A 14,718-nucleotide genomic window follows, 5' to 3' on the forward strand; every position below is an offset into this window, starting at 1 on the left:
GGCTATACGCGTAAGGATTTGCAATGAAAGAGATAATCGAACTGGACGGCGCCATCGGTGGCGGCCAGGTGTTGCGCAGTGCGTTGAGCCTGTCGATGGTGACAGGTCGGGCGTTTCGCATTAAACAGATTCGCGCCAGACGCAGTCGTCCGGGATTGCTGCGTCAGCACCTGACAGCCGTGATGGCGGCGGGCGAGATTTGTGGTGCACAGATATCTGGTGCGCATCTGGGGTCGCAAGGCCTGAGCTTCGAACCGGGCGAAATTCGCGGCGGCGACTTTCAGTTCGCTATCGGCACGGCCGGCAGCTGCACGCTGGTGCTGCAGACGTTGCTGCCAGCCTTGTTACGGGCATCGAAGGCCAGTCGGGTGACGATCTCCGGTGGCACGCATAATCCGCTGGCGCCGCCGACGGATTTCCTGTCGCGCAGTTGGTTGCCGCTGCTGCGGCGCATGGGCGGCGATGTCGAGTTGGAGTTGCTGCGTCATGGTTTCGTACCGGCTGGCGGTGGCGAAATTGCGGTGAAGGTGCAGCCCTCGCGCCTCACGCGCCTGGACCTGTGTGAGCGCGGCGAGGCAGTCTCACGACGCGCATTGGCGCTGACCGCAGGTCTCGCACCCACTGTCGCTCAGCGAGAGCTGAGTCAGGTGGCCAAGCGTTTGAACTGGCCAGTGGAGGCGCTGCAACCTGTGGCGCTTGATCCGGCACGCGGCCCGGGCAATGTGTTATTGCTGGAGTACGTTTTCGAGCATGTCACTGAGGTGTTCAGCGCATTTGGCCAAGTGTCGTTACGCGCCGAGAAGGTGGCCGATGCCGCAATCAATCAGGCTGTCGACTGGTTGCGCAGTGATGCTGCGGTCGCTGAGCATCTGGCCGATCAGTTGCTGTTGCCGATGGCGCTGGCCGGTGGCGGATCGTTCACCACGCCGCGCATGACTGATCATCTGCGCAGCAACATCGAAGTCATTCACCTGTTTTTGCCGGTCCGTATCGATTGCCGAGAGGAGGGCGGCGATCGCTTGCGGGTAGACGTTTTCCAAACCGATTAACAGCGGCCGGCAACCGGAAAGCAGTTGCACAACCTCATCGCAGGTGAGGCTAGCCTTCAGCCATTAGCACATCCGACCTAATTGCCCCCGGTCTGGCTCGACCTTAAAGTCCTTTCGCTTGGCAGGTTATTGCCAGTATTTCTCCGGTATGAAAATCAAAAAGGTCGATCTGCAATGAACTCATCAAGGACTATCCCGGTTCTCGCTTTATTCGCAACAATGGCGCTCGCAGTTACTGGATGCCAGACCGTCAAACCGGGAGAGAGTGATCTCAAGAATCGCGCACAGACCACCATCGGTAAACCCGTAATCAAGGTTTCAAATATCCGCAGCGACTTCAATACAACCTTCTACACCGCTCAAACCGAAAGTGGCGAATATACGTGCGAACTGCCGAGCGGCCCGATGGTTGCCCTGGGTTCCATGGGCATGGGACTGGGCGCTCAGTGCACCAAGCAATGACTAATCAGTCCTTTCGAAGCTGAAAGAAAAAGGCCAATGTCGATGACATTGGCCTTTTTATTTAACCAATACTCGGCGCAGATCAGCTGGTTTTCGAGTTCAGCTTGCGCAGTTCTTCGTAGGTCGCCGATTGCACGAACCAGAAGCCAGAGACGATGCACCAGCCCAGGGTGCCGCCTACAAACATGCCGAGACCCGAAAGAAAGCTCTGGCTCATCATGAAGAGGGAAACGATCAGGATGACCGCCAGTGCGATGTAGAGAACGATGTTGTTGACGCCGATGACGAAATCTTTCATTTGCATTCCTTGGATGTATTTTCCTCTGGCCACCTTCTATGGTGGCCAGTGCGCGCATCATATTGATATCACCGTGGATTGCGCTAGTTCGGCGTCGGTATTTCGTTATGAATAGCAAAGTCCGTGGTTACTGAGCGGGCTTTTTCTCAAGATCTTCAGAGTCGCTCGACGTCGCCGCATCCTTCTCCGTCTCGTGCGGTTCTGAGCCCGCATTGGCGCCTGAAGACTCTTCACCTTTCTTGTTGGCCTTCTCATCATGGTCACTAGAGCTTTGTGCATGATTGACACCGGGCAGGGCGGTGGCGGGGGTGGCAGCGCCCGCTGTCGTTTCGGCTGCCCAAGCGTGGAGCGGGCCAATCAAGCACAGACTGAAAAACGACATTGCGAAGATTTTCTTGTTCATCACGTGGGCCTTCTACGCGGTGGGATGTACTGCTTTGGATAAGCCTGTCTGCCAAAGGTGCGCAGTACTGGACGAGCGGCGAAGCCTGATTGTATTCAGCCGGATCAAAAATCTCGCGACAGCAGGCAAATTGCTGGCCCCCATAGGTGTTTCGCACCGGCAAAATCGCCTTTTTTCAAAAGGTTAGGTTGGCTACATGCGCACGATTGTCATCACCGTTGTGACGCTCTCCCTGGCTTTGATCGCCTCGGGAGTGCAGGCAAAAGAGTTGAGCAAGGGCCATCGCTTTGCCTGCACCTGGGGCTCGGATATTGCTGCCGGTGCGCAGCGATCAAAACTGTCCGGGGTTTCGCTGTATGGCGCGCGCAAGCAATTGCAGGTTCGCCGATTCCAGCAACCCTGGATGCGCATGACAGCGATGGGGATTACCGAGCAGACCTACAACAGCAGTTCGAAGCTCAAACCGGCAGCGGTCAAGCAGACCTATTACGAACAATGCGTACGCCATGAGTTGGCTCGGCGCTGATGCCGGTTTCTCAGGGCTGATTTACACAGCTCAGGAATCGCGAGAGCCCTTGGCGACTGCCGGCCCGGCAACCCGCGGCGCCGCTTTGGTCTGCATCAGTGCATCCAGAGCCTTGCGATAGCCCTGGCCGCCAAGCGCCATGCTGTTGTTGTGCGTCGCGCCGGGCACGAGCAGCAGGCGTTTGGGCTGCTCTGCGGCATTGAATAGCTGCTCGCTGAAGCGCGGCGGCACGAAGGCATCAGCCAGGCCATGCACCACCAGCAGTGGCATGTGAATGTCGGCGATCTTGTCGATGGAATCGAATTTCTGCGACAGGAGCCAACGCACAGGAAGCGAGGTGTTGGCCACGGCGGCAGCTACGTCGGCGAGAGAAGTGAAGGTAGATTCGATGACCAGACCGCGAACCGGCAGAGGTGTGTTGTTGCGCGCCGCGTTCTGTCCGAGCTCGGCCGCCAGATCAATCGCCACCGCACCGCCGAGAGAGTGGCCGTAGATCAGGCGCTTGTTCGGGTCCGGTTGCAGCAGCTGGAAGCGCTCCCAGGCCACGCGGGCATCTTCATAAACGCTGCTTTCGGATGGAAGATCACCCTTGCTTTGGCCGAACCCGCGATAATCGATGGCCAGCACCGAATAGCCCGCCGCGCGTAGTTGTTCTATGCGGAACAACTGTCCGGTGAGGTTCCAGCGCACCCCATGCAAATAAAGGATTGCCGGGGCATTGGCACGTTCCGCCGGCCACCACCAGGCATGGATGTTCTGCCCGGCCTTGAAACTCTTCGGTTGCAGATCGAGTTCCTGAACGCTGCCAGGCAGACCGCGATACCAGCCGGCGGTGCCCGGCTCGATGCGAAACAACAGTTTGCGCTCGGTGTGTTCCAGCACCGCACAACTCGTCGGCACGCCAATGATCAGCGCGGCCATCATGGCGAACGCCAAGCGGCGGCGTCGCAGACGGGTCAGGAAGGACAGGAACATTAATCGTTTCACCACAGCGCAGACAAAGAACGCTTTTTACCAGATGCCTCGGTCTGCGCGTGACTGTTTTTCGACCACCGTGCACGCCCAACGATTACAAGATGCTGCAATCGATCACGCCACCTGCAGCACAATCTTGCCGATATGATCGCCGCCCTCCATGCGGGCATGGGCCTGAGCCGCGTCAGCCAGCGGGTAAACCTTGTCGATGATCGGCAGGCAGCGCCCGGCGCTGAGGGCAGGCCAAACGTGTTCTTGCAGTTGATCGGCGATGGCGGCTTTTTCCGTAGCCGTACGCGCGCGCAGCAGCGAACCGGTGACCACCGCGCGTTTGCCGAGGATCGCCAACAGATCGATGTCGTTGGCGCGGGCGCCGCCGAGAAAGCCGAGCATCACCAGTCGGCCATCCATTGCCAGTGCGCTGATGTTGCCGTTCAGATACGAGCCACCCATGATGTCGAGAATCACGTTCACGCCTTGATCTGCGGTTTTCTGGGCAATGACCTCGGCGAAATCTTCCTCACGATAGTTGATCGGTTGCCCGCCAAGTTTGCTGATTGCGGCGCATTTTTCAGGACTGCCGGCGGTGGCGAACGCCTCAATACCGAATTCACGGCAGAGCATCAGCGCTGTGGTACCGATACCGCTGGTGCCACCGTGAATCAGCACGCGCTGGCCTGTCTTGGCGGCGCCGAGGCCGAAAAGGTTGGCCCAGACGGTGAAAAACGTTTCCGGAATCGCGGCGGCCTGGACCCAATCGACTCCATCCGGCACAGGCAAAGTCTGGCCGGCCGGAACCGCGCAATACTCGGCGTAACCGCCGCCATTGGTCAGCGCGCAGACCCGATCGCCGACCGCGAAACGCGTTACTCCGGCGCCAACCGCGACCACTTCGCCAGCCACTTCCAGACCGGGGATCGGGTCCATGCCGGGTTTCATCGGGTACTTGCCGGCGCGCTGCAAGGCATCCGGACGATTGATTCCCGCGGCGTGAACACGGATCAGCACTTGGCCCTCGGAAGCAGTGGGCAGAGATACGCGCCTGGCTTGCAATACTTCAGGGCCGCCGGGTTGGGTGATTTCGATACGGGTCATTTCTTTAGGCAGTGACATGTCTATTCCTGTGGAGAAGGTCGTGTAGATGGGAGCGCAGACAGGGTGCAATGATTCCCCTCAGTTCGCCGCGCAGCGCGTTTCATTAGCAGAGGGCAGCCAGCGCATGGCTAGCTCCAGCAGTAGAGCCACGACGATTGCGCCAGCGGCGATCACAAACAGCAGCGTGTGCTGACCACCTGAAGCGTTGAACAGCGCCGAGTAGGCAAACCCGGCCAGAGCCTGAAAAGTGGCGAACGATACGGTGGCGCGGCTCCAGGCGATCTGCTGACGGTGATGCGACGGCACCAGCTCATGCACGCGGGCCAAGGCCAGCGGGACGATGCCCGGCGGGAACGAGCCGAGAATCACCGCCAGTAAAGCCAGCGCCAGAAACGCATGGGAGACGGCGAGCAAACCGAGGGCAATGGCTTGAACTACCAGCACCACGCGAATGCCAGTGCGTGCACCAAGCTGGTCGGCCAGAAAACCGTACGTCACCGGCCCGACAATCGCTCCCAGGCCATACATCACCCAGACCATTGCGCCGATATGCGCCCCGGCGCCCAGTCCGCGAGCCACGTAATCCACCAGAAACACCATGGCAGGCACCAGCCCGGCGGCCATGAACGCGTATTGAGCAAACAACAGGTAGACGCCCGGCGGTGTCGGCTCATCAGCCGACGTTGCGTGCGCAGCCACAGGGTGCGCGGTATCCGCAGGCCAGCCGAACCAGCTCACCGCGGTCAGCAACAACGCCAGCGCGCCCAGTCCCAGCCAGGTCGCTTGCAAGCCGAGGCTCAGCAGCGGCGGCACGATGGTCCCGGAACCGGCGATTCCGAGGCCGATGCCCAGGAAGATTGCGCCACTGGCCAGACCTCTGCGCGCCACCGGAACGTGAGGCAGCACGGTTGCCGCCACCAGCACCATGATCGCGCCACCGGCAATGCCGGACAGCAAACGCCAGCCGAAGAACCAGCTCACCGAGAGCGGATAAGCACAGGCAAAAAATGCTCCCGTGACCGCGAGCATCATCAGGCGCAGGGCGTTGCGGTTACCCAGTCGATGGGCCATGGGCCGACCGAGCAGGGCGCCGATCAAGTAGCCAACCAGATTGGCCGCGCCGAGATAGACGACATCATTGGCGGAAAACCACTGTGCCTGAATCAGCGAAGGGATCAGCGGCGTGTAGGCGAAACGCGCCAGGCCAATGCTGACCAGGCTGGCGCAAAGCCCGGCGAAGATCGGCAGCCAGATGCCGGAGGAATTTGCAGTACGCATGATAGCGATCTCACAAGAGGTGTATGGCGCTCAGCTTATCGGCTATCCTGGCTGCGCATATGCAGCGATTAAGCGGCAGAGTGATGCAAAAATGCTTCGATGAGGATCAGCATGAATTGGGATGATGCGCGGGTTTTTCTGGCGGTCTGTCGCGAGTCCACCTTGCGCGGAGCTGCACGAGTTCTGGGCGTGGACCAGGCCACTGTCGGGCGGCGTATTACCGCGCTGGAAAAGTCTTTGAGCGCGACGCTGTTCCTGCGTACCTCCGATGGCTACGCGTTGACCAGTGTTGGTGAAGCGGCGCGTAAAAGTGTGGAAAAAATGGAACATTCGGCACTGGAACTGGAGCGGCACATCCACGGGCTGGACGATCGTCTGACCGGTAACGTACGGGTCAGCACCACCGACTCGATGGCCATCGACTTCATCATCCCGGCGATGGCGCGCCTGCATGATCAGCATCCGGATGTGCAGATCCAGCTGGATGCATCGACGCAAATCCTCAGTCTGGCCAAGCGCGAAGCCGATATCGCGGTGCGCAATACTCGGCCGGATAACCCGGATCTCATCGCTCGGCGAATCGCCCGTTGGCCTGTAGGACTTTTCGCAGCACAGGCCTATGTCGAGCGCCATGGAGAACCGCAGCCCGGCAACGCTTTCGGGGGCCATGATCTGGTGGTGTATCAGCCGTACTTACAGAGCAAAAAAGACCTGACGCTGGTCTCTGAACCGTTGACCCGCGGACGCATCGTCGCCACGCTCAGCTCCAGCCTCTTGGTGCGTCGAGCCCTTGCCGCAGGCCTCGGGATAGGCGAGATACCGGTATACATGGGCGAACGCGATGGCCTCGTCAGACTTTGGCCGGAGCGGACCCGGCCGCTGCCGTATGAAGTGTGGCTGGTCACCCACGCCGACCTGCGTCACACCGCGCGGGTACGGGCGGTCATCGAGCAGATCGTTGAGGCTTTTGCGCTGGAAAACGAATAAGTGGTTCAGGGTTTTGCCGAGGCTACAACTGCTGACGAAACAGCCTACGTCCGAGACAGAATGGGCCGGCTTGTTGTAGTCCGTGATGAGTTCTATTGTCACTGCAGCTCGATGCAGACCTCAGTGACGCATCGAAACGAAGAGCCAGGGAAGGCCGCGTAGCCGCAGAAAGGTGTCGAATTGAAAATCAGGGAAGTGAATCAATATGCAGTCACGGACAGATCGGACGCGGGGCGGAACAGGCAAATCATGAGCAGCATAAGTCGCGAAGAATTCGATGCCAGGATAGAAACCATCGAGACGAGGATGGATGGCCGCGTGGCAGAAATGCGCGCCGACATTCGCGGGTTCCTGGCTGCTCAGGCAGAGCGGGACAAGGTCTATCTTGAACGGGACAAGGCCCTGCAGGAACGGGACAAGCGTTATGACCTGATGTGGATGGGCGTGCAGAAAATCGCCGACGAATCGCGGGAAGCGATCAGACAGGCATCGACGGTAAAGGCCAATTACTGGGCTGCCACCACTGTGCATTTCCTCGGCGTGGCTTCCTTGCTGGTTGGCGCACATTTTGCCAATCAGGCGGCGGTGTTGACCACGATACAAACCACGCTGGCAGCGATTCAGATTGGCAAAGAGGTATCGTCACCCAAACCTGTCGTACAACCCTCAGCAGTGCCGCCGCAATAAAAAACGGCCTTCAGTGGAAGGCCGTTCTGCATCGCGCCAGATCATGGCATTTCCGGCAACTCCTGAGGCCGCAAGTCGAACACCAGCACTTCGGCATCGACCCCGTTGCTCAAGGTGAGCAGCTGTTCTTCACGAACCCGCACGCCGTCGCCTTCCTGCAAGGGTTGGCCATTGAGTTCGACGCTGCCACGCGCAACGTGCACGTAAGCGTAACGATTGGCCGGCAATTTCAGCGTGGCACTTTCCTCGCCGTCAAATAACCCGGCGTAGACCCGCGCATCCTGACGGACTTTCAGGGAGCCATTGCTACCGTCCGGCGAGATGATCAGTTGCAGGCGACCACGTTTTTTCTGCGCGCTGAAGTGTTCCTGTTGATAGCGCGGCTTGGCGCCGCTGACATCCGGCACGATCCAGATTTGCAGAAAGTGCACGGGCTTGGTGGCCGAGTGGTTGAACTCACTGTGCGCCACGCCGCTGCCGGCACTCATCAATTGCACGTCCCCGGGGCGGATCACCGAGCCAGTACCGAGGGTGTCCTTGTGTTCCAGCGCGCCTTCGAGCACATAGGAAAAGATCTCCATGTCGCGGTGCGGGTGCTGGCCAAAGCCTTTGCCGGCGGCGACCCGGTCATCGTTGATCACCAGCAGATCGGAGATACCCTGTTCACGCGGGTTGCGGTAGCTGGCGAAAGAAAAGGTGTGAAACGACTTCAACCAGCCGTGATTGGCGAGGCCGCGATCGGAGGCTTTGCGAAGAGTCAGCATGATGAAATCTCCTGGCGGGACGTGAATTCGTCCGAGTGAGGAGAAGGTTACTGGTTACCCGGTGAGGCAATAAGTAGATGGAAATTGAAAGACTGTCCGGCTCAGGTTGACAGTTTTGCGTTATGGTTCACCCATTCGATCACGCTCCTGAACACTCGGTCCGCCATAATGCCTTGGCTGAACCGTGCGTATTGACCCTTGAATATGTGTGAAACCTCCCATGAAAACCGTGGCAATGGTGCTGTTCCCTGACTTTCTGATGCTCGACATGGCGGGGCCGCTGGAGGTGTTTTCAGTCGCCAACCGTTATCTGAAACCTGATCTGCACTATCAATTGACGACTCTCGGCACAGAGCGCGGCTTGCTGAGGGCGTCCAACGGCGTGCAGGTTCAGGCTGACTTGCACATCGACGAAGCGGCCGAGCGCTATGACCTGCTATTGGTGCCGGGCGGACCCGGCGCCTATAACCAGAGATTTCCCGAGCTGTTTGGCTGGTTGAAAAAAGCCGTGCCGCGCGCGGAGCGTTACGGTTCGATTTGCACTGGCGCATTCATCCTCGGCCACGCCTGCCTGCTTGATGGTTATCGCGTCACCACGCATTGGAACTACACCGAACGGCTGATCAAGGCTTTCCCGAAAACCACGGTGACCACCGATCAGATCTACGTCGAGGATCGTAATCTCATCACCTCCGGTGGCGTTACGGCCGGCATCGACCTGGCGCTGGCGGTGGTGGCCAGAGATCACGGCAAGAAAATCGCCCAGGACGTTGCCAAGGTCTTGTTGGTGGTCATGAAGCGCCAGGGCGGGCAAGCGCAGTTCAGCCCGTTGATGGCGGCAGTCTCACCGCAAGAAACGCCCATCACCCGCGCGCAGAATTACGTCCTTGAACATCTGGATGAAGCGTTCACCGTCGAGCGCATGGCCGGATTGGCGAACATGAGCGCACGGCACTTTGCTCGCCTGTTCGCCCGTGACGTCAATATGACGCCGATGGAGTTTTTGCAGAATGCCCGCATTGACTGCGCGCGAAACCTGTTGGAAACCGGCGATCTGCCGCTCAAGACCATCGCCTACAAAAGCGGCTTTGGCAGTGTCCGGCACATGCGCTCGTTGTTCGCCGAAAAGCTCGGTCTTACACCGTTACAATACCGCGAACAGTTCAGCTAGAGCGGTTCTGTCCGTCTGACGCAGTCGGATGTCCGTGCTGCGTCGGCTCTGGCGGTTGTATCGTCACGCGAGAGTGCCAAGATGTTTGGCATGAATAATCACAACGACACAAGCCACGGTTCAGTGCTGCGTTTCGGCCCCTACGCCTTTCATGTGCGCCAACGTCTGGTCCTTGAAGGAGAGCAGCCGTTGCGCATGGGCGGGCGCGCCATGGACATCCTTCAGGCGCTGCTCGAACACGCGGGTGAGGTGGTCAGCAAAGAGCAGTTGATTGCTCGAGTGTGGCCGACCTCGGTCGTCGAAGAGATCAACCTGCGGGTGCACATTGCGGCGTTGCGCCGCGCACTGGGTGACGGCGTAAACGGGCAGCGTTTCATCATTCACGTGGCGCACTGCGGCTACAGTTTTGTCGCCCCGGTGGAGCAGGGCACCAGTGATGCGCTGACCATGCCCGCTGCCGCGCTCATGCCCCTGCACAATCTTCCGGCACGACTGACGCCAGTCAGTGGGCGCGACGCCCTGATTGGTAGTCTGGTTCGACAAATGCCGGTATGCCGCTTGATGACGATTACCGGTGCGCCGGGTGTTGGCAAGACCACTGTGGCATTGCGCGTGGCGGAATTGCTCCTGCAATACTTTCGCGATGGCGCCTGGTGGGTCGACCTTGCCAGCCTCGAAGATGACATTCCATTGCTCGAGCGCCTGTTGCACACCCTGAAGACAGACTTTTTCACACTGACCGGCCGGCACGCCTTGTTGATACTGGATAACTGCGACCACCAGCGCGACAGCTGTGCGGCACTGGTGGAAACGCTGTTGCATGCTGCGCCTCGCCTGTCGATTCTGGTCACCGGCCGCGAAGCCTTGCAAGTCGCGCAGGAGACCGTTCATTACGTGCCGCTGTTGGCGATTCCCAAGCGCTCGACATTGAACACCGTCGAAGAAGCCATGGGCTATCCGGCGGTGCAGTTGTTCGTCAATCGCGCGCGGGCACGGCAGCATGGCTTCTGTTTGCGTGAGCAGGATTTGCCAGGTGTGCGCGAGATCTGCCGTCAACTGGACGGTCTGCCGCTGGCGATCGAGCTCGCCGCTGCGCAGATCGACGCGCTGGGCTTGATCGGCTTGCAGGCACAGGTTGAAAACGGCCTGCAGTTGCTTGGCCAAGGCCGGCGCACCGCGGAACCGCGCCATCAGTCGATGGCCGCTGCGATCGATTGGAGCTTCCAGTACCTGACGGAGATGGAACAGCGTGTGCTGCTGCGTCTGTCGGTATTCAGCGCGGGCTTTACCCTGGAGGCCGCACTGAGTGTGATCAGCAGCGCGGATCTGGCGGGTTCCAGACTGTCCGCGATAATCGAAGGGTTGGCGCGCAAATCGTTGCTTGTTCGAGAACCCAACCGTGCGACGGCCCGCTATTGGATGCTCAACACCGTGCGCCGCTATGCTCGTGATCAGTTCGAGCGCAGTGACGACAAGTTCGAACTGAAACAGCGCCATGCGCGCTATCTCAGCAGAACGCGCAACGCTTCAGGCCGGGCACTGCTCGTGGAGGCTGTCGAGTAGCAGGCGGACCTTGCGCAAGTCCGGTGTGGCGTAGCCTTCGGTGAAGCGCTGGTAAATGGGGCTGAGCAAATCCCATGCTTCGCGATGGCGGGACTGGCGCTGCCATAATCGGGCGAGGTCCGTGGCGCTGCGCAGTTCCCAAGCGAGGGCGCCCTGGCTTCTGGCGATGGCCAGAGCTTGTTGCAGGGTTTGTTCGGCTTCTCGGGTTTCAGCGGTGTCTGAGCGGGCCGATTCGCGAGCAGGCTCGCTCCCACAGGATGAACCCTTCAACAATGCCGCCGCCCGCGCCCGCAATATCTCCGCTGCACTCCATCCCGCATCGCCATTGCGCGCGCGCTGCACCAGTGCATCATCGACAAAACGCTCATCCAGCGTAACCATCACTTCCCGAATCAGACCGCTGCTCTGTGCTGGTACGGGCACGGCATTATCCGGATCGATCACCTGCGCATACTGCCGGCCCCAGTTATTGAACAGCAGCACCGAGTGCTTCTGCGATTGTTCCAGCAGCAACTGCAGCAGCGCGCGGGCGTTTACATGGTCGCCGTTGTAATGAGCGATCAGACAACTGGCCAGCGCCAGGGTGTAACAGATCGATGTGCCGTGATTGATCTGCACGGCGATGTCCAGCGCCTGCCGTGCGGCGCGCCAGGCTTGCTCGGGCAGGCCCTGCAACCACAGCACTCGGGCCAGCACTGTCAGCGAAGCGACGCTCTGATCGTATTGCACGCCAAAACCATGGGTGAAACGATTGAGATGGCCGCTGTGCGCCATGCGTTGCAGCACCTGCTCGGCATGTACGCGTGCCTGCGGCTGGTCGCCGGCATAATGCAGGGCCAGCACGCGCAAGCGATGTGTGCTCAGTGACAGCAGCGGTTCGCCGTGCAGGCCGATGCGGTCGAATTGCTCACTCTGGGCCAAAGCCATGCGGTAATGCCCGCAACTCAGATTGACCGCCATGTGCCCCGACACTGCGCGCAGTTGCCCGGCCAGATCGCCGTGTTCCTCGGCCAATTGGCAGGCGTCGACGAAGGCCTGAATGGTTTGTGGCGTGCCGCCCCAGGTGTGATAGCTGGCGCTACCGAGCGCCAGTTTCAAGGCGATTTGCAGGCGAGGGCAGGGCGGTAGCAGCGAGTCTGCAGGCGAAGCCTCCAGCAGACTCAGTGCCCGGCGCACATAGCGGCTGTAATCGCGCAGCAACGACAGCTCCTGCCACAAAGGCGCCGACGCGGCTGCCAGTTGCACCCCCAGCTCATCCGGTCCCGGCCCGTTGAGGCTCCAGTCCAGCGCCGCGCGCAAATCCTCCAGACCCCGGGCATAGCGCTCCATCCACAATACAGTCGGAGTATTGTCCCAATCCGCCTGCGCCTGCTGCATCAGTGTCAGGCATCGCTCGGCGTGGCGTTGGCGGGTTGCGTTGAGCTCGTCGGCCTGTTCGAGTTTTTCCAGTGCGTAGTGGCGGGTAGTGTCGAGCAAGCGATAGAAAACATCTTCGTCGCCCACTTCGACGCTCAGCAGGGATTTGGCCACCAATTGTGTGACGGCGGTGAACACCGCGCCGGGATCAATCTGTTGGCCGATGACCACCGCTGCCGCCGAGGCGAGGGTGAAGCTGCCGCGGAAAATCCCCAGTCGCCGCAGACAGGTTTGCTCGCAGACGTTGAGCAGGTTGAAACTCCAGTCCATCGTCGCGCGCAGGGTCAGGTGGCGTTCGGCGCTGCTGTGGTGTCCGGCCGACAATGGCGGCAAACCCTCGCGCAATTGCTTGAGCAATCCGTCCATGCCCAATTCGCTGACCTGCGCGGCGGCCAGTTCCAGTGCCAGCGGAATGCCGTCCAGGCGCTGGCAGATTTCGATCGCTTGCGGCAGCTCGGCGTGGCTCAGTCGGAAGTTTTCCCTGGCTGCGATGGCGCGCTCGACAAACAACTGCATCGCAGCAAAGCCCAGTGCTTGGGCCGGCTCCATCGGGGTCGACATGGACGGGCATTCGAGCGATTCCAGACGCTGCACGAACTCACCCTCAGCGCGCAGGCTCTCGCGGCTGGTCGCCAGGATATGCACCTTTGGTGCCCCCCGCAGAATCTGCTCGCTGAGCGCGGCGACCGCATCAATCAAGTGCTCGCAGTTGTCGATCACCAACAACATTTGCTGTTCTCGCAGGCCGTCGACCAGACCAGCCTGCGCATCGCCTTCAGCTGCGGACAGATCAAGCAGCGTCGCCAGATGCGAGCCGATCAGCGCGGGATCGGCGATGGGCGCCAGATCCACCAGGCGGATGCCGTCGCGATACTGGTCGAGCAATTGTTCGGCGACGCGCAGGGCGACGGTGGTCTTGCCAATGCCGCCGGGGCCGACCAGAGTGATGCAGCGTCGGCGCGGCAGTTGCGTAATCAAGTGATCGATCAGGGGTTGGCGACCAATCATCCGCGTACGACGCAGCGGCAGGTTGTGCCGGGGCGCGGCGACCGCAGGCGTTGCTTCGATGCTGTCGAGCACGAACGGTGCGACAAAGCTGTAGCCGCGCTGCGCCACGGTGACGATGTAGCGCTGGCCGTTCTGCCCGTCGCCAAGCGCTTTGCGCAGCGCCGCCATGTGCACGCGCAAATTGATGTCTTCAACGACACTGTCTGGCCAGACCCCGGCCATCAATTGCTGTTTGCTCACCACTTCACCGGCATGGGCCAGCAAAATCAGGAGGATGTCCATCGCCCGCCGTCCCAGGCGCAAAGGCTGTTGGCCTTCAAGTAGCAATCGTTGCCCGGGATGAATCCGATAGGGGCCAAACGCAATGGCCTGATTCGGGAAAAACTCAACAGCGCGCTCCTGCGGTGATGCGGCGGACAGGGCGAATCAGTGCCTGGCGCATGCGCAGGCCGTCTGATCCGGGGTGTCCGGGCATAATCCTCAGGTTTGAGCATCAGTGCAACGGGTGGCGTAACGGCAGCAGTCAAAACACCGCAGGCTGCGCTGCGGTGTTTTTCGGTTTATCCATGACTCGACAGCGCCAGGCGAAGGGATTGATGCCCTCGCTGCGGGTGAACATGTGGCAGAAGTGCGCCTGATCGCAGAAGCCGCATTCGAGGCTGATTTGCGTCAGGCTCAAGTCGGTGTGCTGGATCAGCAACTTGGCCCGGGCCAGGCGCTGGGCGCGGATCCAGTCCTGTGGCGACAGGCCGGTGCTGCACTTGAATGCGCGGGAGAAATGACTGCGTGACAGTGCACATGCCCGGGCCAGTTCAGCCACTTCGAGGCTTTCGCCCAAGCGATCGAGGATCAACTGTTTGATCTGGCGTTCGCGCTGCGGACTGAGTCCGCCAGTCGTGTTTTTACGCGGTTCGCTGGCAGGGGCGAGGGCGACGGTTTGCTGTGGATAAGCCATGGCCAAGGTCCGTGTCGGTGGGGAAGGCACGGTCGGCGCATTCCCTCAGGTCAAAAAAGCAACGCTGCGCAGAGGGCTTCA

General features: G+C 60.3%; 15 protein-coding genes. 7 read left to right on the top strand and 8 right to left on the bottom strand.

Features of this window, described 5'->3' with window-relative positions; all coding sequences use genetic code 11:
- The first annotated feature begins 23 nt into the window (after positions 1-23).
- Both rtcA and AB9L16_RS09110 read left to right on the top strand, forming a co-directional pair.
- Complete coding sequence (rtcA, locus tag AB9L16_RS09105) at positions 24-1,049, top strand: RNA 3'-terminal phosphate cyclase (protein ID WP_375123400.1); 1,026 nt, start codon at positions 24-26, stop codon at positions 1,047-1,049.
- A gap of 174 nt (positions 1,050-1,223) precedes the next feature.
- Positions 1,224-1,511: a hypothetical protein gene (locus tag AB9L16_RS09110; protein ID WP_041478565.1), complete on the top strand. Its 288-nt coding sequence runs from the start codon at positions 1,224-1,226 to the stop codon at positions 1,509-1,511.
- 82 nt (positions 1,512-1,593) lie between these two features.
- Here the strand turns inward: AB9L16_RS09110 and AB9L16_RS09115 are convergent, their stop codons facing one another.
- Together AB9L16_RS09115 and AB9L16_RS09120 are read right to left on the bottom strand one after the other, a co-directional pair.
- Positions 1,594-1,809 (bottom strand): hypothetical protein, encoded by a 216-nt coding sequence (locus tag AB9L16_RS09115; RefSeq protein WP_041478566.1) that lies wholly within the window; start codon positions 1,807-1,809, stop codon positions 1,594-1,596.
- Positions 1,810-1,936: 127 nt separating this feature from the next.
- Positions 1,937-2,212, bottom strand: coding sequence for a hypothetical protein (locus AB9L16_RS09120; RefSeq protein WP_041478567.1), 276 nt, complete (start codon positions 2,210-2,212; stop codon positions 1,937-1,939).
- A gap of 196 nt (positions 2,213-2,408) precedes the next feature.
- On the opposite strand from AB9L16_RS09120, the gene AB9L16_RS09125 reads away from it, so the two are divergent.
- Positions 2,409-2,738, top strand: coding sequence for a hypothetical protein (locus tag AB9L16_RS09125; RefSeq protein ID WP_041478568.1), 330 nt, complete (start codon positions 2,409-2,411; stop codon positions 2,736-2,738).
- 30 nt (positions 2,739-2,768) lie between these two features.
- Here AB9L16_RS09125 and AB9L16_RS09130 read toward each other — a convergent pair whose 3' ends face one another.
- The 3 genes from AB9L16_RS09130 to AB9L16_RS09140 all read right to left on the bottom strand — a co-directional run bounded on the left by AB9L16_RS09130 (position 2,769) and on the right by AB9L16_RS09140 (position 6,086).
- On the bottom strand, positions 2,769-3,713 hold the full coding sequence (locus AB9L16_RS09130; protein ID WP_041478569.1) for an alpha/beta hydrolase: 945 nt from the start codon (positions 3,711-3,713) through the stop codon (positions 2,769-2,771).
- A 114-nt stretch (positions 3,714-3,827) separates the two neighbouring features.
- Complete coding sequence (locus AB9L16_RS09135) at positions 3,828-4,826, bottom strand: NAD(P)H-quinone oxidoreductase (RefSeq protein WP_375123401.1); 999 nt, start codon at positions 4,824-4,826, stop codon at positions 3,828-3,830.
- Positions 4,827-4,886: 60 nt separating this feature from the next.
- The gene (locus AB9L16_RS09140) at positions 4,887-6,086 is read right to left on the bottom strand and encodes a YbfB/YjiJ family MFS transporter (protein WP_252887659.1); all 1,200 of its coding nucleotides are present in this window, start codon (positions 6,084-6,086) and stop codon (positions 4,887-4,889) included.
- A 111-nt stretch (positions 6,087-6,197) separates the two neighbouring features.
- On the opposite strand from AB9L16_RS09140, the gene AB9L16_RS09145 reads away from it, so the two are divergent.
- Together AB9L16_RS09145 and AB9L16_RS09150 are read left to right on the top strand one after the other, a co-directional pair.
- On the top strand, positions 6,198-7,073 hold the full coding sequence (locus AB9L16_RS09145; protein WP_375123402.1) for a LysR family transcriptional regulator: 876 nt from the start codon (positions 6,198-6,200) through the stop codon (positions 7,071-7,073).
- Positions 7,074-7,253: 180 nt separating this feature from the next.
- Positions 7,254-7,760: a hypothetical protein gene (locus tag AB9L16_RS09150; protein WP_375123403.1), complete on the top strand. Its 507-nt coding sequence runs from the start codon at positions 7,254-7,256 to the stop codon at positions 7,758-7,760.
- 41 nt (positions 7,761-7,801) lie between these two features.
- Here the strand turns inward: AB9L16_RS09150 and AB9L16_RS09155 are convergent, their stop codons facing one another.
- Positions 7,802-8,524, bottom strand: coding sequence for a pirin family protein (locus AB9L16_RS09155; protein WP_375123404.1), 723 nt, complete (start codon positions 8,522-8,524; stop codon positions 7,802-7,804).
- A gap of 220 nt (positions 8,525-8,744) precedes the next feature.
- Between AB9L16_RS09155 and AB9L16_RS09160 the strand changes: the two genes are divergently transcribed.
- Positions 8,745-9,695 carry a GlxA family transcriptional regulator gene (locus tag AB9L16_RS09160; protein WP_095179519.1) on the top strand — a complete coding sequence of 317 codons (951 nt, stop codon included), beginning with the start codon at positions 8,745-8,747 and terminating at the stop codon, positions 9,693-9,695.
- A gap of 90 nt (positions 9,696-9,785) precedes the next feature.
- The gene (locus AB9L16_RS09165; RefSeq protein ID WP_095179520.1) at positions 9,786-11,258 is read left to right on the top strand and encodes a winged helix-turn-helix domain-containing protein; all 1,473 of its coding nucleotides are present in this window, start codon (positions 9,786-9,788) and stop codon (positions 11,256-11,258) included.
- On the opposite strand, the gene AB9L16_RS09170 is transcribed toward AB9L16_RS09165, so the two are convergent.
- Positions 11,223-13,964, bottom strand: coding sequence for a winged helix-turn-helix domain-containing protein (locus tag AB9L16_RS09170; RefSeq protein WP_375123405.1), 2,742 nt, complete (start codon positions 13,962-13,964; stop codon positions 11,223-11,225). The genes AB9L16_RS09165 and AB9L16_RS09170 overlap by 36 nt on opposite strands.
- Before the next feature lie 241 nt (positions 13,965-14,205).
- A complete protein-coding gene (locus tag AB9L16_RS09175; protein WP_056784487.1) occupies positions 14,206-14,637 on the bottom strand; it encodes a helix-turn-helix domain-containing protein in 432 nt (143 codons plus the stop codon).
- Positions 14,638-14,718: the final 81 nt, after the last annotated feature.

It is taken from the genome of Pseudomonas sp. LW8, assembly GCF_041956865.1.
GTDB classification, from domain to species: domain Bacteria; phylum Pseudomonadota; class Gammaproteobacteria; order Pseudomonadales; family Pseudomonadaceae; genus Aquipseudomonas; species Aquipseudomonas siliginis.